The organism is Rhizorhabdus wittichii (assembly GCF_017607425.1).
GTDB classification, from domain to species: Bacteria; Pseudomonadota; Alphaproteobacteria; order Sphingomonadales; family Sphingomonadaceae; genus Rhizorhabdus; species Rhizorhabdus wittichii.
Map to the genome: position 1 here is coordinate 230,265 of NZ_CP059319.1, position 19,115 is coordinate 249,379.

General features: G+C 70.4%; 17 protein-coding genes. 10 read left to right on the forward strand and 7 right to left on the reverse strand.

Annotation, left to right across the window (positions count from 1 at the left end; all coding sequences use genetic code 11):
• Positions 1-6: 6 nt before the first annotated feature.
• From HRJ34_RS01115 to HRJ34_RS01130, 4 genes are read right to left on the reverse strand one after another with little or no spacing between them, the layout of a single operon-like run.
• Positions 7-801: a PhzF family phenazine biosynthesis protein gene (locus HRJ34_RS01115; protein WP_208633117.1), complete on the reverse strand. Its 795-nt coding sequence runs from the start codon at positions 799-801 to the stop codon at positions 7-9.
• Entirely contained in the window at positions 798-1,688 is an 891-nt protein-coding gene (locus HRJ34_RS01120; protein WP_208633118.1) for a cation diffusion facilitator family transporter, read from the reverse strand. Before HRJ34_RS01120 ends, HRJ34_RS01115 begins: the two co-directional genes overlap by 4 nt.
• The gene (gene pdxH / locus HRJ34_RS01125) at positions 1,685-2,287 is read right to left on the reverse strand and encodes a pyridoxamine 5'-phosphate oxidase (protein ID WP_208633119.1); all 603 of its coding nucleotides are present in this window, start codon (positions 2,285-2,287) and stop codon (positions 1,685-1,687) included. Before pdxH ends, HRJ34_RS01120 begins: the two co-directional genes overlap by 4 nt.
• A complete protein-coding gene (locus HRJ34_RS01130) occupies positions 2,284-3,657 on the reverse strand; it encodes an aminotransferase-like domain-containing protein (RefSeq protein WP_012050928.1) in 1,374 nt (457 codons plus the stop codon). The genes pdxH and HRJ34_RS01130 overlap by 4 nt, the downstream gene beginning before the upstream one ends.
• Before the next feature lie 109 nt (positions 3,658-3,766).
• Here HRJ34_RS01130 and HRJ34_RS01135 point away from each other — a divergent pair, with 109 nt between their 5' ends.
• The 5 genes from HRJ34_RS01135 (at position 3,767) to HRJ34_RS01155 (ending at position 11,466) form a co-directional block, all read left to right on the forward strand.
• Entirely contained in the window at positions 3,767-3,934 is a 168-nt protein-coding gene (locus HRJ34_RS01135; protein WP_012050929.1) for a hypothetical protein, read from the forward strand.
• A 16-nt stretch (positions 3,935-3,950) separates the two neighbouring features.
• On the forward strand, positions 3,951-4,562 hold the full coding sequence (locus HRJ34_RS01140; protein ID WP_012050930.1) for a LysE family translocator: 612 nt from the start codon (positions 3,951-3,953) through the stop codon (positions 4,560-4,562).
• A 151-nt stretch (positions 4,563-4,713) separates the two neighbouring features.
• Positions 4,714-8,031 carry a transglutaminase family protein gene (locus HRJ34_RS01145; RefSeq protein ID WP_208633120.1) on the forward strand — a complete coding sequence of 1,106 codons (3,318 nt, stop codon included), beginning with the start codon at positions 4,714-4,716 and terminating at the stop codon, positions 8,029-8,031.
• Between the two features lie 7 nt (positions 8,032-8,038).
• Complete coding sequence (locus HRJ34_RS01150) at positions 8,039-10,576, forward strand: circularly permuted type 2 ATP-grasp protein (protein ID WP_208633121.1); 2,538 nt, start codon at positions 8,039-8,041, stop codon at positions 10,574-10,576.
• Between the two features lie 11 nt (positions 10,577-10,587).
• Positions 10,588-11,466, forward strand: coding sequence for a transglutaminase family protein (locus HRJ34_RS01155; protein ID WP_012050933.1), 879 nt, complete (start codon positions 10,588-10,590; stop codon positions 11,464-11,466).
• A gap of 3 nt (positions 11,467-11,469) precedes the next feature.
• Here the strand turns inward: HRJ34_RS01155 and HRJ34_RS01160 are convergent, their stop codons facing one another.
• Entirely contained in the window at positions 11,470-11,691 is a 222-nt protein-coding gene (locus HRJ34_RS01160) for a hypothetical protein (protein ID WP_012050934.1), read from the reverse strand.
• 61 nt (positions 11,692-11,752) lie between these two features.
• Between HRJ34_RS01160 and HRJ34_RS01165 the strand changes: the two genes are divergently transcribed.
• Positions 11,753-13,147, forward strand: coding sequence for an alginate export family protein (locus tag HRJ34_RS01165; protein ID WP_208633122.1), 1,395 nt, complete (start codon positions 11,753-11,755; stop codon positions 13,145-13,147).
• Between the two features lie 205 nt (positions 13,148-13,352).
• A complete protein-coding gene (locus HRJ34_RS01170; protein WP_404947161.1) occupies positions 13,353-13,511 on the forward strand; it encodes a DUF465 domain-containing protein in 159 nt (52 codons plus the stop codon).
• A gap of 16 nt (positions 13,512-13,527) precedes the next feature.
• On the opposite strand, the gene HRJ34_RS01175 is transcribed toward HRJ34_RS01170, so the two are convergent.
• Both HRJ34_RS01175 and HRJ34_RS01180 read right to left on the reverse strand, forming a co-directional pair.
• The gene (locus HRJ34_RS01175; RefSeq protein ID WP_012050937.1) at positions 13,528-15,033 is read right to left on the reverse strand and encodes an ABC1 kinase family protein; all 1,506 of its coding nucleotides are present in this window, start codon (positions 15,031-15,033) and stop codon (positions 13,528-13,530) included.
• Positions 15,018-16,139 (reverse strand): zinc-binding metallopeptidase family protein, encoded by a 1,122-nt coding sequence (locus HRJ34_RS01180; protein ID WP_208633123.1) that lies wholly within the window; start codon positions 16,137-16,139, stop codon positions 15,018-15,020. The genes HRJ34_RS01175 and HRJ34_RS01180 overlap by 16 nt, the downstream gene beginning before the upstream one ends.
• Positions 16,140-16,308: 169 nt before the next feature.
• Between HRJ34_RS01180 and HRJ34_RS01185 the strand changes: the two genes are divergently transcribed.
• From HRJ34_RS01185 to fabI, 3 genes are read left to right on the forward strand one after another with little or no spacing between them, the layout of a single operon-like run.
• Complete coding sequence (locus HRJ34_RS01185) at positions 16,309-17,280, forward strand: DnaJ C-terminal domain-containing protein (protein WP_208634301.1); 972 nt, start codon at positions 16,309-16,311, stop codon at positions 17,278-17,280.
• A 43-nt stretch (positions 17,281-17,323) separates the two neighbouring features.
• Positions 17,324-18,247, forward strand: coding sequence for a YihY/virulence factor BrkB family protein (locus HRJ34_RS01190; RefSeq protein WP_012050941.1), 924 nt, complete (start codon positions 17,324-17,326; stop codon positions 18,245-18,247).
• Between the two features lie 10 nt (positions 18,248-18,257).
• Positions 18,258-19,061: an enoyl-ACP reductase FabI gene (fabI, locus tag HRJ34_RS01195; protein ID WP_208633124.1), complete on the forward strand. Its 804-nt coding sequence runs from the start codon at positions 18,258-18,260 to the stop codon at positions 19,059-19,061.
• Positions 19,062-19,115 lie beyond the last annotated feature (54 nt).

Sequence of the window (19,115 nt, forward strand, 5' to 3'; positions counted from 1 at the left end):
CGCCGCCTAGGACAGCGTGAACACCCCCTCGATCACCGTCACGCACGATCCGCCGAGGAGCACCCGGTCGCCGTCGAGACGGACGTCGATATGGCCACCGCGCGCCGAGGCCTGGAAGGCGGTGAAGCTGTCGCGGCCGAGCTGCTTCGCCCAATAGGTGGCGAGCAGGCAATGCGCCGATCCGGTGACCGGGTCCTCGTCGATCGCGGCCCCCGGCGCGAAGACGCGGCTGACGATGTCGGTCTCGACGCCCGGCGCGGTGGCGATGAACAATATGTCGCCCAGTCGCCGCATCGCCCGGAAATCGGGCTCCAGCGCGATCACCTCCGCGGCGCTCCCGTAGCGGAACAGCGCATAGCCGCCGTCGCGCCAATGCGTTTCGACCGGCGCGCCGCCGAGCATCGCGGCATGGTCGGGCAGCGGCTTCGGCGCCATCTCCCAGGCGGGCAGGGCGAGGCGGTAGCGATCGCCGTCGCGCGCGACTTCCAGCGGGCCGGCCTGGCGGGTCATGAAGCGCACCTGCTGGCTGGCCGGATTGCGCGACAGCAGGACATGGCCGGTCGCCAGCGTCGCATGGCCGCACAGCGCGACCTCGACGCCCGGGGTGAACCAGCGCAGCTCGAAATCGGCCTCGTCGCCCGCCCAGGGGACGATGAAGGCGGTCTCGGCCAGGTTGTTCTCGGCCGCGATCGCCTGGAGTGTCGCGTCGTCGAGCCAGGCTTCGAGCGGCATCACCGCCGCCGGATTGCCGGTGAAGGGGCGATCGGCGAAGGCGTCGACCTGCTGGAACGGGATCTTCACGGATGGTTCTCCTCGCCGGGGTCGAGATGCCCTTCGGGTTCGGGGTGGATGGTGATGTCGACGCCGGGAAAGGCGACGCGCAGCTTCGTCTCGACCTCGTCCATCACCCGGTGCGCCTCGCCCAGCGACATGGCGGGGTCGACCCAGACGTGGAACTGGACGAAGTCGTCGCCGCCGGCGGTGCGCGTCTTCATGTTGTGGATGCCGCGCAGCTCGGGATGGCGGCTGGCGACCTCGGCGAAGGCGCGGCGGCGCTCCTCGGGCCATTCGCGGTCCATCAGCTGGTCGATCGCGGCGCGCGAGGCGCGATAGGCGCCGTGGAGCAGCCACAGGCCGATGCCGATCCCCGCCACCGCATCGGCGCCGCGCACCCCGGCCGCGCTTTCGACCAGCAGCGCGGCGATCACCGCGATGTTGAGCAGCAGGTCGCTCTGGTAATGCACCTTGTCGGTGCCGATCGCGAGCGACCCGGTCTGGCGGATCACGCGGCGCTGATAGGCGACCAGCGCGATGGTCAGCACCAGCGCGATCAGCGACACGGCGATGCCGGCCTCCGCCGCGGTGGGGGCCGCGTCGGCGATCAGCCGTTCGGCCGAATGGACGATGATCCAGAAGGCGGAGAGGCTGATCAGCACGACCTGGAAGAAGGCGGCGATCGCCTCCGCCTTGCCATGGCCGAAGCGGTGGTGGCGGTCGGCCGGGGTCGCCGCCAGCCGCACGCCCCACAGCGTGACGAGCGAGGCGATCAGGTCGAGCGTGCTGTCGGCGAGCGAGCCGAGCATCGCCGCCGATCCCGTCGTCCAGCTCGCATAGCCCTTGAGCGCGATCAGGCTGATCGCCACCGCGACCGAGGCCAGGCCCGCCCGGACGTTCGGGGCGATCGTCATGGGTAGAGCAGGCCTTCGCTCCAGCCGTCGCCGCTGCGCGTGAACAGCCGGCGCTCGTGCAGGCGATGGGCGCGGTCCTGCCAGAACTCGATCCGCTCCGGCGCGACGCGGAAGCCCGACCAGTGCGGCGGCCGGGGAACGGGGCCGCCCTCGAAGCGGCGCAGCATCTCCTCGTAGCGCGCCTCGAAGGTCGCGCGGCTGTCGAGCGGGCGCGACTGCTCGGAGGCCCAGGCGCCGATCTGCGAATCGCGGTGGCGGGTCGCGAAATAGGCGTCGCCTTCCTCGGGGCTCACCTTCGACACGGGCCCCTCGATGCGGACCTGGCGGCGCAGCGATTTCCAGTGGAAGAGCAGGGCGGCGCGGCGCGTTTCGAGGAGCTGGGTCGCCTTGCGGCTCTCATAATTGGTGTAGAAGACGAAGCCGCGCGCGTCATGGCCCTTGAGCAGCACCATGCGCACCGAGGGCTGCCCGTCGGCGCCGACGGTGGCGACCGCCATCGCCTCGGGATCGTTGGGCTCGGACGCCTTCGCCTCGGCGAACCAGCTCCGGAACAGGCTGTGGGGATCGGTGGGTTCGGTGGTCAATTGCGCCTCGCTCATATCACCGCCTCGGCGGCCTCGGTTCGACGGCTGTCCAGTGCCGTGGCGATCCGGTCGAGCGCAAGGCCCAGTTCGGTCCGGTCCGCCGCGGCGCCAAGGCATAGGCGCACGCCGGAGATCAGGGAAGGATCGATCACCGGGGCGGAAGGCGGCGTCAGCGTGATGCCCGCGCGCAGCGCCCGCGCCGTCACCCGCTCGGCCTCCAGCTCGGGCATCGGCAGCCAGAGATGCGGGCAGCGCGGATCGGCGGGCGGGCTGGCGGCGGCGCCGAGCCGCTCGATCGCCAGCCGGCCGCGCGCCAGCATCTCGTCCAGCGTCTCGGCGACGATCTCGTCGGCCGATCCGTCCTCGATCCACTGGCAGGCGACGGTCGGCCCCATCGTCGCGGGCGCATAGATCCGCGCCCGGATCAGCCTCAATATCCGCTCGAAACGGTCGTCGTCGGGGGCGATCAGGAAGCCCGTGCGCAGGCCGGGGCCGAACACCTTCGACGTGCCGTGGATGTAGAAGCAGCGTTCGGGCGCATGCGCGGCGAGCGGGGCCGGCGTGCCGCCGGTCGCGTAGATCGAATAGAGGTCGTCCTCGACGATCCACAGGTCGCGGCGGCGGGCGATCGCGGCGATGTCGCGGCGGCGCTGCTCGCCCATGATCCGGCCGGTCGGGTTCTGGAGGGTGGGGAGGGTGTAGAGCACCCGCGCCCCGCCGGCCGCGGCGCGGTCGAGCGCGTCGGGCAGCAGGCCCTCCTCGTCCATCGCCAGGCCGATCGTCGCCTGGCCGCCGGCCTGGGCGATCGAGCGGACGCCGAAATAGGAGGCCGCCTCGGTCATGATCGCGTCGCCGGGCGCGCACAATATGTCGAAGGCGAGGGTCATCGCCTGCTGGGCGCCGGTGGTGACGATCAGCCGGTCGGCCCGCGCATCGGGGAAGGCGCCGATCCGGCGGAGCCAGCTCGCCGCCGTGCGGCGATGCGCATCGAGCCCGGCGGGCGGCGCATAGTCGAGCAGCAGGCCGAGGTCGGGACGGCGGGCGAGGCGGGCGAGCGTCGCCGGCAGGCGTCGCTGCGCCGAACCGAGCGGGGGGACGTTGCGGCTGAGGTCGATGCCGCCGTCGCCGCGATCCGACCGCGCGACCGCGTCGGCGACGAAGCTGCCGCGCCCGACCGTCGCGGTAAGCAGGCCCTGCCGCGCCGCCTCGCCATAGACCGACGTCACCGTGCCGATGCCGATGCCCAGCCGATGGGCGAGGTCGCGATGCGGGGGCAGGCGGGTGCCGGGCGACAGCCGCCCCTCCGCAATGTCGCGGCGCAGGGCGGACAGCAGCCGGCCCGACACCGTGTCGGCGTCATCCTGCAGCGTGGGAGTCCAGGTCATGGTCCGCCTTTAATGTCACTGTGACAATATGCTCTTTGACTAGCAATACAATATGCGACAATTGACCGCTGTCAACATTTCAAACCGATGTGACAATGGGACAAGGATCATGAGACAGTTCTGGACGATGGCGGTGGCCACCTTCATCCTGCTCGGCTTCGCGGCCGTGGTCTCGGCGTCGGCGATTGCATCGTCGGCCCATCCCGATCTACGCAAGCAGGGGCGCGCGATGATGGTCGACGCGCAATATCGGCTGGCCCTGGCCCTCAGACGATGACAATCAGGCGGTGACAATGAGCCCGGACATCCTCATCGCGCTCGTGACCTTCTGCATCGTCTCCTCGGTGACGCCGGGGCCGAACAACATGATGCTGCTGGCATCGGGCGCGACCTTCGGCTTCGGACGCACCATCCCGCACATGGCGGGGATCAGCTTCGGCTGCATCGTCATGATGCTGTTGCTGGGCCTCGGGCTGGCGGGCGTGATCGCGCGGGCGCCGTGGCTCTATACCGTGCTGCACATCGCCTCGACCGCCTATCTCCTCTATCTGAGCTGGCGAATCGCGACCTCGGTCGGAGTCGGATCGACCTCGGCGCGCGCCCGTCCGCTCGGCATCATCGAGGCGGCGGCGTTCCAATGGGTGAACCCCAAGGCCTGGGCGATGTGCCTCGGCATCGCCACCGGTTTCACGCGCCCCGACCACCTCACCGCCGACGTGCCTCTCGCCGCGCTGATCCTGACGCTCGCCGGCTTGCCGTGCATCATGCTGTGGGCCGGTGGCGGCACGGTGGTGCGCCAGCTCCTGAAGCGCCCCGGCGCGCTGCGCGCCTTCAACATCGGCATGGCGCTGCTGCTCGTCGCGTCGCTGGTGCCCGGGCTAGTGGAACTGGTCGAGCGGGCCTGATCTCGGTCGTCATGCCGGCGGAGGCCGGCATCTCGGGAGGTTCCTGCCTCGACCTCATCTCCTCTCCGCTGAGATTCCGGCCTCCGCCGGAATGACGAAAGCTCCAACTCTTCATTGCACCGCACAACGGGATGTGCTGATCCTTCCATCCATGATTCAGGCGGCGCTGCACCATCAGACGGTCTACCGCTACGACCACCCGGTCCCGCTGGGCCCCCAGCTCATCCGCCTGCGGCCGGCGCCGCACAGCCGGACGGCGGTGAACAATTATTCGCTGCGCATCGCCCCGGAAAACCACTTCATCAACTGGCAGCAGGACCCGCACGGCAACTGGCTGGCGCGGCTGGTGTTTCCCGAACGGACCGACGAATTCTCGATCACCGTCGACCTGATCGCCGACCTGGTGGTGGTCAATCCGTTCGACTTCTTCGTCGAGGATTATGCCGAGCAGCGGCCCTTCGCCTATGCGCCCGCGATCGCCGCCGACCTCGCCGCCTATTTCGAGATCGAGCCGCAGGGGCCGCTATTCGACGAATTCGTCGCGCCCTTCGTCGATCTCCGCGCCCGCACGATCGACTTCCTCGTCGACCTCAACGTCGCGATCCATCGGCGGGTCGCCTATGTCATCCGCATGGAGCCGGGCGTGCAGACGCCCGAGGAGACGCTGGCGGCCGGCACCGGAAGCTGCCGCGATTCGGCCTGGCTGCTGGTCCAGGTCGCCCGGCGCCTCGGCTTCGCCGCGCGTTTCGTCTCTGGCTATTCGATCCAGCTCACCCCCGACATCGTCCCGATCGATGGACCCAAGGGCGTCGCCGCCGACGTCTGCGACCTCCATGCCTGGGCGGAGGTCTATGTGCCCGGCGCCGGCTGGATCGGAATGGACGCGACCTCGGGCATGTTCGCGGGGGAGGGGCACATCCCGCTCGCCGCGACTCCGCACCACCGGTCGGCGACCCCGATCGAGGGCGCGCTGCTCGAACCCGCGCATGTCGATTTCCATTTCGACATGGACGTCCAGCGCATCGCCGAGGCGGTGCGCATCACCAAGCCGTTCACCGACGCCCGCTGGGAGGCGCTCGACGCGCTGGGCGAGGCGGTCGACGCGGATCTGGTCGCGCAGGACGTGCGGCTGACGACGGGCGGGGAGCCGACCTTCGTCGCGCTCGACGATCCGGAGGCGCCCGAGTGGAACGGCGACGCGGTCGGCCCGACCAAGGCCGGCTATGCCGACCGGCTGATCCGCAGGCTGCGCGAGCGCTTCGCGCCGGGCGGCCTGCTCCACCATGGCCAGGGCAAATGGTATCCGGGGGAGAGCCTGCCGCGCTGGGGCTATTCGGTCTATTGGCGGACCGACGGCGTGCCGGTGTGGAACGACGCCGCGCTGATCGCGGGCGAGGGGACCGATGGGGCGGGTGCGACGGTCGGGGCCGAGCAGGCCGAGGCCTTCCTGTCCGCGATGGCCGAGGGGCTGGGCGTCGGCGCGGCGATGGTCGCGCCGGCCTATGAGGACCCGGTCGACTGGTCGGTGAAGGAGGCGCAGCTTCCCGCCAATGTCGACCCGAGCGATCCCAAGATCGACGATCCCGAGGCGCGCGCCCGCATGGTCAAGGCGTTCGAGCGGGGGCTGGGCAGCCCGGTCGGCTATGTCCTGCCGATCCAGCGCTGGAATGCGCGGCAGGCGGCGACGCCGGGGCGCTGGCGGTCGGAACGCTGGAGCCTGCGGCGCGGCAAGCTGTTCGCGGTGGCCGGCGACAGCGCGCTCGGCTATCGCCTGCCGCTCGGATCGCTGCCGCATGTGCCGGCCGCCGACTATCCCTATCTCCACCCGCGCGACACCACCGAGCCGCGCGAGCCGATGCCCGATTTCTACCGCCAGCGGATCGAGGCGGTCGCGCCCGCCGCCGGCGCCGCCGCGCAGGAGCGGCAGGAGCAGGTGTTGATCGAGGGCGCCGTCCGCACCGCGATCACGGTCGAGGCGAAGGGCGGTCATGTCGCGGTGTTCCTGCCCCCGACCGAGCGGCTCGAAGACTATCTGGAGCTGATCGCCGAGATCGAGGCGGCCGCCGCGCGCACCCGCATCCCGGTGCGGGTCGAGGGCTATGCGCCGCCGCCCGATCCGCGCCTCAACCTGCTGAAGGTGACGCCCGACCCCGGCGTGATCGAGGTCAACGTCCAGCCGGCGGCGAGCTGGCGCGAGACGGTCGAGATCACCACCGGTCTCTACGATCTGGCGCGCGAGACCGGGCTGACCGCCGACAAGTTCATGGTCGACGGCCGCCCGATCGGCACCGGCGGCGGCAACCATATCGTGCTCGGTGGCCGCTCGGTGAACGATTCGCCCTTCATCCGCCGCCCCGACCTGCTCAAGAGCTTCCTGCTCTACTGGCAGCGGCATCCCTCGCTCAGCTATCTCTTCTCGGGGCTGTTCATCGGCCCGACCAGCCAGGCGCCGCGCATCGACGAGGCGCGCCACGACGGCCTCTACGAACTGGAGATCGCGCTGGCGCAGGTGCCCGCGCCGGGCGAGGGCGATGCGCCGCCGCCCTGGGTGGTCGACCGGCTGTTCCGCAACCTGCTGGTCGACGTGACGGGCAACACCCACCGCACCGAGATCTGCATCGACAAGATGTTCTCGCCCGACGGGCCGACCGGCCGGCTCGGCCTGCTCGAGTTCCGCGGCTTCGAGATGCCGCCCGAGCCGAAGATGAGCCTGGCCCAGCAATTGCTGCTCCGCGCGCTCACCGCCTGGTTCTGGCGCGAGCCGCAGAAGGGCGGGCTGGTCCGCTGGGGCACCGCGCTGCACGACCGCTTCCTGTTGCCGCATTTCGTCTGGGCCGATTTCCTGGAGGTGCTCGGCGACCTGCGCCATGCCGGCTACGGCTTCGATCCCGCCTGGTTCGAGGCGCAGCGCCAGTTCCGCTTCCCGGTCCACGGCACCGTCTCGGCGGGCGGGGTGACGCTGGAGGTCGCGCATGCGCTGGAGCCGTGGCACGTGCTGGGGGAGACCGGCGCGATCGGCGGCACCGTGCGCTATGTCGACAGCTCGACCGAGCGGCTCCAGCTGCGCGCCACCGGGCTGGTGCCGGGTCGCCACGTCGTCGCGGTCAACGGCCGCGCGGTGCCGATGACGCCGACCGGGGTGCCCGGCGAGGCGGTCGGCGGGGTGCGCTACAAGGCGTGGAAGCCGGCCAACTGCCTCCACCCGCTGCTCGACGCCGATGCGCCGCTGACCATCGACGTGCTCGACAAGTGGAACGAACGTTCGCTAGGCGGGTGCGTCTATCATGTCGCGCATCCGGGAGGCCGCAACTATGACACCGTGCCGGTCAACGACCTGGAGGCCGAGGCGCGGCGGCGGGCGCGGTTCCAGGACCATGGCCATACGCCGGGCCCGGTGACGATCCCGATGCCGGAACGGGCGAGCGAGTTCCCGATGACGCTCGACCTGCGCGTCCCGCCGGGCTGGTAGGACGGCCATGCAGGGCGACATGATGGCCGAGCTGCCGGGCCTGCCGAGCCTCGGGGAAGGCTGGCTCCAGAGCTATATCGCCATGGCGGGGATGGCCGACGCGCTGCGCGGCGACGTCGGCCGCGGCGCGCGCTGGTGGCATGCGCTGTTCGAGGGGATCGGGCGGCTCAGCGAAGGCCGGCTCGACCTGCTCCAGCAGCGCATGGCGCGGCAGGTGCAGGAACTGGGCACCGCCTTCCGCCTGCCGGGCGAGGAGGGCGAGCGGCCCTGGCCGGTCTCGGCGGTGCCGCTGCTGATCGGCGAGGACGACTGGGCGGTGATCGCCGCCGGGATCGCCCAGCGCGCCGAGCTGCTCGAACGGCTGCTCGACGACGTCTTCGGCGAACAGACGGTCGTCGCCAGCGGCGCGGTGCCCGCCGCGCTCGTCACCGGCAGCCGCGCCTTCTGGCGATCGCAGATCGGGGTGAAGCCGCCGGGCGGCCACCATCTCCACATCTACGCCGCCGATATCGGCCGCGATCCGAGCGGCGAATGGCGCGTGCTCGACGATCATGTCCGCGCCCCGGTCGGCGCGGGCTATGCGCTGGAGAACCGGCTGGCGTCGAGCCGGCTGATGGGCGCGCTCCAGACCCGGCTTCATGTCGAGCGGCTCGCGCCCTTCTTCTCGGCTTTCCGCGAAGGACTGTCGGCGGTCTGCCGCCGCTCCGATCCGCGCATCGGCCTGCTGACGCCGGGCCGCTACAACCAGAGCTATGCCGAACAGGCGCATCTCGCCCGTTATCTCGGCCTGCTGCTGGTCGAGGGCAGCGACCTTTCGGTGACCGAGGACGGGCTGTTCGTCCGCACGATCGAGGGATTGAAGCGGGTCGACGCGCTGTGGCGCCGGATCGATTCGCGCTATCTCGACCCGCTCGCCTTCGATGCGGGATCGGCGATCGGCGTGCCCGGACTGATGGACGCGATGGCGGCGGGTCAGGCGGTGATCGCCAACGCGCCGGGCGCGGGGGCGGTCGAATCGACCGCGATGGGCGCCTTCCTGCCGGCGCTCGCGCAACGGCTGCTGGGCGAGCATCTGATCCTTCCCAACATCGCGACCTGGTGGTGCGGGCAGGACGGGCCGCGCGCGCAGGTCGAGGCGCGGCTCGACGAGCTGCTGATCGCGCCGGCGTTCAGCGAGGCGCCGCTCGGCCTGCCGCGCGGCCGCCCGGTGCTCGCCGCGACGCTCAGCCGCGCCCAGCGCGAGATGCTGCTCGCCGACATGCGCAACCGACCGACCGACTATGTCGCGATGGAGGACGTCCATCTGTCGACCACGCCCGCCGTGCTCGACGGGCAGCTCGTGCCGCGCCCCTTCACCGTGCGCGTGTTCGCGGCGCGCGACGGCGAGGGCAAGTGGACGGTGATGCCGGGCGGCTTCGCCCGGATCGGCGACGATTCCGACGCGCGCGTCACGGTGATGGGCGAGGGGGCCTTCTCCGCCGACGTCTGCGTGGTCGGCAGGAAGACGGTCGATCCGGTCTCGCTGCTGCCGCAGAAGGTGCCGATCCGCCGCAATCCCGGCACGCTGCCGAGCCGCGCGGCCGACAATCTCTACTGGCTCGGCCGCTATCTGGAGCGGGGCGAGGCGACGCTGCGGCTGGTCCGCGCCACGCTGGGCGGCTCGATCGTCGCCGACGGCGGCGCGGCGCTGTTCCCGCTGACGCTCGACCGGCTCGGCACGATGCTGATCGCCTCGGGCGCGGCGATCGCCGAGCGGCCGGCGGCGGAGGACGGCGAGGAGCCCGAGGAAGAGGAAGGCGCGGGCGAGACCCACGACCTGCGCGAGCTGGCGCTGCTCGCGCTCGACGGCGACGGGCCGGCGAGCATCAAGGTGCTGATGCGCCACGCCCGCGCCATCGCCAGCGGTACGCGCGACCGTCTGTCGGGCGACGTCTGGCGTCTCGTCGACGCGCCGCTGCCGGCGGCGGCATCCGACGATGCCGAGGCGATGCTGGCGCGCGCGGTCGATCTGCAGGAACGCTTCTCGGCGCTGGCCGGGCTGTCGGCGGAGAATATGGGCCGCACCGCCGGCTGGCGCTTCCACGACATGGGGCGGCGGATCGAACGGGCGCAGTGGGGATGCCGCCAGGTCCGCATCTTCGGCGCCGCCGACGCCTCGGCCGACGACCTCACCACCCTGCTCGACCTGTTCGACAGCCAGATCAGCTATCGCGCGCGCTATCTCGCCGGGCTCGCGCTCGAACCGGTCCGCGACCTCGTCGCGCTCGATCCCTACAACCCGCGCTCGATCGCCTTCCAGGTCGAGCGGATCGCCCGCCATCTCGCCGAGCTGCCGGCGCTGCGCGACGACGGCATGGCCGAGGCGCACGAGATGATCTTCTATCGGATCGAGGCCACGCTCCGCACCGCCACCGCCGAGACGCTCGACGCGGCGACGGTGCTGGGGCTGGAGAACATGTTCTCCGAGCTGTCCAACGCGATCAGCACGCGCTTCTTCCTGCAGGGCAGCGAGGGTTTCCGCATGTCCGGCATGACGCTGGCCTGACCGCGACCGCGATGCTCTACCAGGTCCGCCACCGCACCCTGTTCCGCTACGCCTATCCGGTCGCCTTCGCGCGCTGCAACCTGCGCCTCCAGCCGGTCGACTGGGCGGGGCAGCGGTTGGAGAGCTTCCGGCTGCGCCTGTCGCCGGGCTCCCGCGTCACCGGCACGCGGCCGACCGGCTATCTCGGCCATGTCACCCGCATGGTGGTGGAGAAGCCGTCGCGCGAGCTGGAGATCGAGAGCCGCTTCCGTATCCGCGTCGACCGGCCGGTGCCGATGCCGCTGCCCGGCGACGCGACCGTGGCCGAGGTCGCCGCCGCGGCGCGCGTCACGCTCGACATCGGCGTGGAGAGCCCGGCCAACTTCATCTATCCGTCGCCGTCGATCCCGCTCAGCGCGGCGATCACCGCCTGGTGCTCCGAACTGCTCGATCCCGATCGCGGGGTGGTCGAGGCGGGGCTGGCGCTCGCCACCCGCATCCACGACCGCTTCACCTATGACGGCAGCGCGACGACCGTCGACACCAGCCCGGCCGAGGCGTTCGAGAAGCGCCACGGCGTCTGCCAGGATTTCGCCCAGATCATGATCGCCGGCCTGCGCGGCGTCGGGGTGCCGGCGGCCTATGTCTCGGGCTATCTGCGCACCATCCCGCCGCCCGGCCAGCCGCGCCTGGTGGGCGCCGACGCGACCCATGCCTGGGTTGTGATCTGGTGCGGGGCGGAGCGCGGCTGGCTGGGCTTCGACCCGACCAACGCCTGCCTGGTGGGCAGCGACCATATCGTCACCGCCATGGGCCGCGACTATGCCGACGTCGCGCCGATCGACGGGGTGTTCACCGGGCAGGAAGGGCAGAAGATCGACGTCGCGGTCGACGTCGAGCCGGTGGGGTAGGTTTCAGCGCCAGCCGCGCTGGGAACTGGGCGGAGCCTGCCGCCAGTCCGGCCGCCGCGCGCGTTCGCGCTGCTTCTGGGCCATCGACTTCATGTTGCGGAAGCCGCGCGCCCGGCGGCGGCGCTGCCGCTGGTGCCAGCGCAGGCCGAGGTTGAGCAGCAGCGAGCCGAGCACGATCGCGCCGAAAACGGCGATCGCTCCCCATTGTATCGCCTGCTCCTCCACGGCCCGGTCCTTCCTCTGCCAGCTCCTTTTACCAGCTTTGGAGTTGAGCCGGTGTTAACAAGTGCAACGTCGCGGCTGGCGCCCGGCGCGACTTTTCTCTAGCGCGCCGATCATGATGACGCCGCCCCGGTTCGCCCTGTTCCTGTCCGTCCCCGCGCTCGCGATCGCAGCCCCGGCGATGGCCGATGACGGGCTGACCCTCGGCGGCGAGGTGCGGGCGCGGTACGAGACGATCGACGGGCAGGCGCGGGCGCGGTTCGACAGCCGCGACACGCTGTTCAGCCTGCGCACCCGCATCCACGCCGAATATCGTACCGGCGCGCTGCGCTTCGGCGCGGAGCTGTTCGACAGCCGCGCCTATGGCGCCGATCGGGGAACGCCGCTGTCGACCGGCGAGGTCAATGCGCTGGAGCCGGTCCAGGCCTATGTCGCCGGGGATATCGACGGGGTGCTGGGCGCGGGAAGCCGGCTGTCGCTGACGGCGGGGCGGATGATGCTCAACCTCGGCTCGCGCCGGATCGTCGCCGCCGACGATTATCGCAACACCACCAACGGCTATACCGGGCTGCGCGCCGACCTGGCCGCGCGCGGCGGCATCAAGGCGACATTCGTCTATACATTACCGCAGATGCGCCGGCCCGACGGCGCCGAGGCGCTGCGCGACAACCGGCCGAGGATCGACCGCGAGAGCTTCGACGCGGTGCTGTGGGGCGGCGTGGTCAGCCGCGACGACATGATCGGCCGGGCCATGATCGAGCTGAGCTTCTTCCATTTCGGCGAGCGGGATTCGCCGCGCCTCGCGACGCGGGACCGGTCGCTCGACACCTTCGGCGGACGGATCATCGCCGAGCCGGCGGCGGGCCGCGTCGACTATGAGGTCGAGATCCTCGGGCAGCGCGGCTCGATCAGCCGCTCGCTCGCCCCCGGCGCCGGCCGGCAGGCGGTGCGCGCCAGCTTCGTCCATGCCGACATCGGCTACAGCTTCCGCACCGCCTGGAAGCCGCGCCTGTCGATCGAGTTCGACCGGGCGAGCGGCGACCGGGCGGGCGGCCGCTATGGCCGCTTCGACACGCTGTTCGGCATGCGCCGCGCCGACCTGGCGCCCTCGGGCATCTACGGCGCGGTCGCGCGCGCCAACATCGTGACGCCGGGCATCCGCATCGAAGCCGCGCCGAGCGGCCGGCTCGACGGTTTCATGGCCTATCGGCCGATGTGGCTGGCGGCCGACGAGGATGCCTTCTCGACCAGCGGCGTGCGCGATCCGGCGGGCCGCTCGGGCGACTTCGCCGGGCACCAGATCGAGGGGCGGCTGCGCTATTGGCTGGTGCCGAAGCGGCTGCGCTTCGAGTTCGACGGCGTGCTGCTCGCCAAGGGGCGCTTCCTGCGGGACGCCCCCAATGCGACGCGCAAGCGCTGGACCCGCTACGGATCGTTCAACCTGACCGCCAGCTTCTGATTCCTTTTGATTTCTTTTTGTTGCCGGCCTTGTTCCGGCGCCGGACCACCCTATCTCGAGAGTGCGGGCCGGGCCCCTCTGGCGCTTCTGCGGAAGCGTGATGTCGGACCGCATCGGGTAAGCCGGTGCAGGTTCGATTGTCCTACCTCACCGGCATATCCGATCGATGCAACCATCGAAGGGAATGCCTGACATGACTGCCATGATGTACCGACTGTCCGTGATCCACCACAAGCTGGACGCGGAGATCCGCCGCGAGCTGAAGCGCCGGATTCCCGACAGCATCCGCCTGCTCCGGCTCAAGAAGCTGCGACTGATGGTGAAGGACCGGCTGGCGGGCAATATGCGCGGGGCGCTCGCCTGACCGGCTGGCCGGCGCGTCAGCCGAGCAGGACCGCGCCGGCTATCAGGGCGAGCCCCAGGAACAGCGCGATCGCGATCCGGCCCCCGGCCGCCGCGATCGCCGCCGAGGGATCGGCGGGACGCGCCGGTTCGGCTTCGCCGTCCAGCCGGCGCAATGCGGCGCGCAACAGTCGCGGCGCGTCGTCCCCGGCGCGGCCGAGTTCCCATAGCAATTCGCGCACGGTCCCGGTCCAGCGATCGGGATCGAGCCGGGCGATCGCGATCCGCGCGCCGGCCCTCGCGATCGCGGCCGACAGGTCATAATCGGGCTCGATCGCCGACAGCACGCCGTCGATCGTCACCAGCGCCTTGAAGATCAGCACCAGATCGGGCGGCAACACCAGCCGCTCCTCGCGCATCAGGGCGAAGATATCGGCGATCATCGCCTTCAGGACGATGCGCGTTCCCCCATGGCGCTCGACCAGCCGGTCGGCGGCGCGGCGGAAGGCGGCGGCGGGTATGTCGTCGACGACCGACCAGCGCCGGAGGATGGCGGCGAGGCTCGCGGCGTCGCCGCCGGCGATCGCGCGGACGAAGTCGACGAACTCCTCGCGCCGCAACGGCGAGACATGGCCGATCATCCCCAGGTCGAGCAGGGCGATGCGGTTGCCCGGCAGGCAGAGCAGGTTGCCCGGATGCGGATCGGCGTGGAAGCGCCCGTTCACGAGGATCATGTCGAGCACGACGTCCGCGCCGAGATCGGCGATCGCGGCGGGATCGATCCCCTGCGCGACCAGGCTCGCGGCGTCGCGGGGCGGCACGCCCGAGACGAAATCCATCACCAGCAGCGTTTCCGACGTCAGCTCCCAGTGGATCGCCGGGATCACCACGCCGGGATGGCCGGCGAAATCCTCGCGCAGGCGATCGGCGTTGCGGCCTTCATGGGTGAAGTCCAGCTCGGCCAGCACCGCCTCGGCGAGGTGGCGGACCAGCGCGGACGGCGCCCAGCGCCGGGCCTCCGCGCTCGCGCCCTCGATCAGGCCCGCGAAATGGACGAGCAGGCGCAGGTCGGCTTCCATGCGCGGGCGGATGTCGGGCCGCCGGATCTTGACCGCCACCGCCCGTCCGTCGGGCAAGGTGGCGCGATGCACCTGGGCGATCGAGGCGGCGGCGAGCGGTTCGGTGTCGAAGCTGGCGAAGGCGGTCTCGGGCGCTTCGCCCAGTGCCGCCTCCACCGCGGGGCGGAGCCGGTCGAAGGGCAGGGTGGGCGCCTGGCTGTGCAGCATCTCCAATTCGGCGATCCAGGCTGGCGGCAGCAGGTCGCCGCGGGTCGCGAGGATCTGGCCCAGCTTGACGAAGGTCGGCCCCAGCGCCTCCATCGCCTGTCGCGCCCGCCGGGGAAGGTCGTCGCCGTCGGTCCCGCCGTCGCCCAGCGACAGGCCGATCCGCCGCAGCAGAAGCTGAAGCCCGAAGCGCGAGACGACCCCGACGATCTCCGCGAGCCGCCCCCGGTCGCGGGCGGCGACCCTCATCGTGCCGAGCATGCGCGTTCCGGCATGGCGCCGGCCTCCGTCCGCCCGGCCGCCTTGGCGACGAGGCGATTCACATAATCGATCTTGGCGGTGATCGCCGGCGACAGGCGGAAGGGATAGAGGTCGGGCTGCCCCATGCTGCGGTTGACCGTGTTCAGCGCGAAGCTCCACGGTCCCATCTGGGCGGCGAGCCGGTCGGTCGTCGCGCCATAGGGATTGAAGTCGACCGCCGCGCCGGGATGGCTTTCCGGGCCGGGGAAGGGCGCCATCCGCATGGCGAAGCCGCCGACCGTCGCCAGCGTGTCGACCATGTGGAGATAATGGGCGAAGGTCTCGGCGAAATCCTCCCATGGATGCGCGGTCGCGTAGAAGCTGACATAGTCGTCGGTCCAGACCTTGCCGCCGTTCGGGCCGTAATGGTCCTGCAGCGCCTGGCCATAGTCGATCGTCTCGTCGCCGAAGATCGACCGGAAGGCCGCCAGTTCGGCCGGATCGGTCGCGACGAGACGCGCCCAGTAATGATGGCCGACCTCGTGCCGGAAATGGCCCAGCAGGGTGCGATAGGGTTCGCCCATCGCGCGGCGCATCCGCTCGCGCTCGGCATCGTCGGCCTCGATCAGGTTCAGCGTGATCACCCCGCCGTCATGGCCGGTGGTGATCCGGGCGTCGCCCTGCTCCTCGGCTGAGGGGTCGTATAAGAAATCGAAGGCAAGCCCCTGTATCCTATCGACTTCCTCTGCCTTCGTCTCCAACGGCAGGCCGAGCTTGATCAGCGTGTGGAACATCCGCCGCTTGGCTTCCTCGATCCTCGCCCAGCGCGGCGGGACCGACGGCACCGACAGGTCGGGGATCGTCCGGTTGTGGCGGCAGGCGCGGCAATAGGGGGTGCCCTCGCCGGTGCCGACCAGCCAGTTGCAGACGCCGTGCGCATCGTTGTTCGCGCAAACCGCGACATCGCGCGGCTGGCCGTCGACGTCGCGCCAGGTGGTCGCGCCGTCGCCCAGGAAGAGAAAGCCGTCCGACGCCGGATCATAGCCCAGGGTGAAGGCGCACCCGGGGCAGACGCGCGCCTCGAAATGGAGCAGGCGCTTGCAGTTGGGGCAGGGATAGGGTGCCATGGACGGCCAACTCGCTTGTAGTTCGTCGATTTAGGTCCCAGAACGCGGGGCGTCTCCGGCGGGTTGCCGCCGAAGGCGACGAATTCTCACTTGCGGAACGGCAAGCCGATACACATCTCCCATGTTGCATTTTTGCAACAGGTGCGACGGCAGGATGACGACGACGACGATGGCGGATCTCTATTCGAAGCTGGGTGTGAAGCGTGGGGCGGACGAGGCCGAGATCAAGAAGGCCTATCGCAAGCTCGCCAAGGAGCTGCATCCCGATCGCAACCAGGACAATCCCAAGGCCGCCGAGCGTTTCGCCGAGGTGACCTCCGCCTACGACCTGTTGTCCGACCGCGACAAGCGCGCCCAATATGACCGGGGCGAGATCGACGAGCAGGGCAATCCGCGCGGCCCCTTCGGCTTCGGCGGGCGCGGCGGCGGTGGGGGCGGGGGCTTCCATCCGGGCGCCGGACCCGGCGGCGCCAACTTCGAGTTCGGCGAGGGTTCGGACTTCGGCGACATCTTCGAAGGCATTTTTGGCCGCTCGCGCGGTGGCGGGGCCGGTCCGGGCGCGGGGCGGCGCGGTGGCTTCGGCGGCTTCGGGACGCAGGGCGGCAGCCGTCCGGTGAAGGGCGCGGACGTCTCCTATCGCCTGGCCGTCCCGTTCGAGGACGCGGCGGCGCTGAAGCCGCAGCGGATCACCCTGGCCAATGGCAAGACGATCGACGTCAAGCTGCCCAACGGGGTCGAAACCGGCACGCAGATGCGGCTGGCCGGACAGGGCGAGGAAGGCCCCGGCGGCAAGGGCGATGCGATCGTCACCGTCGACGTGCGCCCGCACCGCTTCTTCCGCCGCGACGAGGACGATGTCCGGCTCGACCTGCCCGTCGCGATCGACGAGGCGGTGACCGGGGCCAAGGTGAAGGTGCCGACCGTCGACGGCGCGGTGATGCTCGCGGTCCCCAAGGGCGCCAGCTCGGGCAAGACGCTGCGGCTGAAGGGCAAGGGCTTCCACCGCAAGGACGGGTCGCGCGGCGACCAGCTCGTCACCGTGATGATCGACATCCCGGCCGGCGACGCGGAGCTCGAGGCCTTCGTCGAGACATGGCCGGGCAAGGGCCAGCGCAACCCGCGCGCCAATCTGGGCGTTTGACGAGGCGACGGATTTTCGGAAGGGACAGGAGCGGCGGGCTTTGGTGACGGACGAATCCCCCGAAGCGCGCCGCCGCCGGCCCTTCGAGAAGCACCTGAACCAGATGCGCCCCGGCGGGCGCATCTACACCGTCTTCCGCCGTGCCGTGCTCGGCGTCTATGCCGACGGCTTCATCCATGCAGGCAACATCGCCTATCTGGCGCTGCTGACGATGTTCCCCTTCTTCATCGTCATGGCCGCGCTGGCGCAGCTGTTCGGCCGGACGCCCGACGTCCAGCACGCGGTCTACGGCTTCCTTGCCACGGTGCCGCCCTCGGTCCGCCAGCTCGTCGCCCAGCCGATCAGCGACGTGTTGGCGGCGAACAACAAGGGCGCGCTGTTGTGGCTGGGCGCGCTGGTCGGGCTGTGGACGGTCGGCAGCTTCATCGAGACGATCCGCGACATCCTCTATCGCGCCTATGGCACCCGGCCGAGCAAGAGCTTCTGGCATTATCGCGCCGGGGCGATCCTGATCATCGTCGTCTCGGTGATCCTGGCGATGGCGGCGTTCAGCGCGCAGGTGGTGCTGACCGGCGTCGAGCAGGTCATCTGGCGGCTGCTGCCCTTCGCGGACGAGTTGCAGCCGCTGATCAACCTCTCGCGGCTCGCGCCGCTGCTGATGCTGGCCGGGGCGCTCTATGCCATGTTCGTGACCCTGACCCCGGCCCGATACCGGCTGTCCGACTGCCCGAAATGGCCCGGCGCGCTGTTCACCGCGGGCTGGTGGATGGCGGTGACGATGCTGCTGCCGATCGTCGTCGGCGCGTTCGGCGGCTATGGCCGCACCTATGGCAGCCTGGCGGGGGTGATCGTGACCCTGCTGTTCTTCTGGCTGGTCGGGCTCGGCCTCGTTTTCGGCGCGCACCTCAACGCGGCTCTAGCCGAAGGCCCGGAAACTTCTGTAAAGGATGCCTCGCCGAACGAATAAGGGAGATATCGTGGCCGGTTTGATGCAGGGGAAGCGCGGGCTGATCATGGGGCTCGCCAATGATCGCTCGCTGGCGTGGGGAATCGCCAAGGCGCTTCACGATCAGGGCGCGGAGATGGCGTTCAGCTACCAGGGCGAGGCGCTGGAGCGGCGCGTCCGCCCGCTGGCCGAGCAGGTCGGCTCCGACTTCCTGATCGAATGCGACGTGGCGACCGATGAGGGCGTGGACGCGGCCTTCGCGGCGCTGGCCGCGCGCTGGCCGACGATCGACTTCCTCGTCCATGCGATCAGCTTTTCGGACAAGAACGAGCTGCGCGGCAAATATGTCGACACCAGCCTCGACAATTTCCTGCTGACCATGAACATCTCGGCCTACAGCCTGGTCGCCGTCACCAAGCGCGCGCGGCCGATGATGGCGGCGGGCGGATCGATCCTGACGCTCAGCTATTACGGCGCCGAGAAGGTGGTGCCGCACTATAACGTCATGGGCGTCGCCAAGGCCGCGCTGGAGACCAGCGTCAAATATCTGGCGATGGACCTGGGGCCGGAGAATATCCGCGTCAACGCGATCTCGGCGGGACCGATCAAGACGCTGGCGGCCAGCGGGATCGGTGATTTCCGCTACATCCTGAAGTGGAACGAGCTCAACTCGCCGCTCCGCCGCAACGTGACGATCGAGGATGTCGGCGGCGCCGGCCTCTACATGCTGTCGGACCTCGCATCGGGCGTGACCGGCGAGATCCACCATGTCGACGCCGGCTACAACGTCATCGGCATGAAGGCGGAGGACGCCCCGGACATCGCGCTGGCGTGAGCGATCGTCCCTCTCCCGGAAGGGAGAGGGAAGGGGCCCGCGCCGCAGGCGTGG

Excerpts from the sequence above, each read along its gene's own strand:
- HRJ34_RS01175 (WP_012050937.1), bottom strand. The coding sequence starts at position 15,033 with ATGCTCGGCACGATGAGGGTCGCCGCCCGCGACCGGGGGCGGCTCGCG.
- HRJ34_RS01150 (WP_208633121.1), top strand. The coding sequence starts at position 8,039 with ATGCAGGGCGACATGATGGCCGAGCTGCCGGGCCTGCCGAGCCTCGGG.
- HRJ34_RS01180 (WP_208633123.1), bottom strand. The coding sequence starts at position 16,139 with ATGGCACCCTATCCCTGCCCCAACTGCAAGCGCCTGCTCCATTTCGAG.
- HRJ34_RS01145 (WP_208633120.1), top strand. The coding sequence starts at position 4,714 with ATGATTCAGGCGGCGCTGCACCATCAGACGGTCTACCGCTACGACCAC.
- HRJ34_RS01135 (WP_012050929.1), top strand. The coding sequence starts at position 3,767 with ATGAGACAGTTCTGGACGATGGCGGTGGCCACCTTCATCCTGCTCGGC.
- HRJ34_RS01120 (WP_208633118.1), bottom strand. The coding sequence starts at position 1,688 with ATGACGATCGCCCCGAACGTCCGGGCGGGCCTGGCCTCGGTCGCGGTG.
- HRJ34_RS01185 (WP_208634301.1), top strand. The coding sequence starts at position 16,309 with ATGGCGGATCTCTATTCGAAGCTGGGTGTGAAGCGTGGGGCGGACGAG.
- HRJ34_RS01170 (WP_404947161.1), top strand. The coding sequence starts at position 13,353 with ATGTACCGACTGTCCGTGATCCACCACAAGCTGGACGCGGAGATCCGC.
- HRJ34_RS01140 (WP_012050930.1), top strand. The coding sequence starts at position 3,951 with ATGAGCCCGGACATCCTCATCGCGCTCGTGACCTTCTGCATCGTCTCC.
- pdxH (WP_208633119.1), bottom strand. The coding sequence starts at position 2,287 with ATGAGCGAGGCGCAATTGACCACCGAACCCACCGATCCCCACAGCCTG.
- HRJ34_RS01130 (WP_012050928.1), bottom strand. The coding sequence starts at position 3,657 with ATGACCTGGACTCCCACGCTGCAGGATGACGCCGACACGGTGTCGGGC.
- HRJ34_RS01155 (WP_012050933.1), top strand. The coding sequence starts at position 10,588 with ATGCTCTACCAGGTCCGCCACCGCACCCTGTTCCGCTACGCCTATCCG.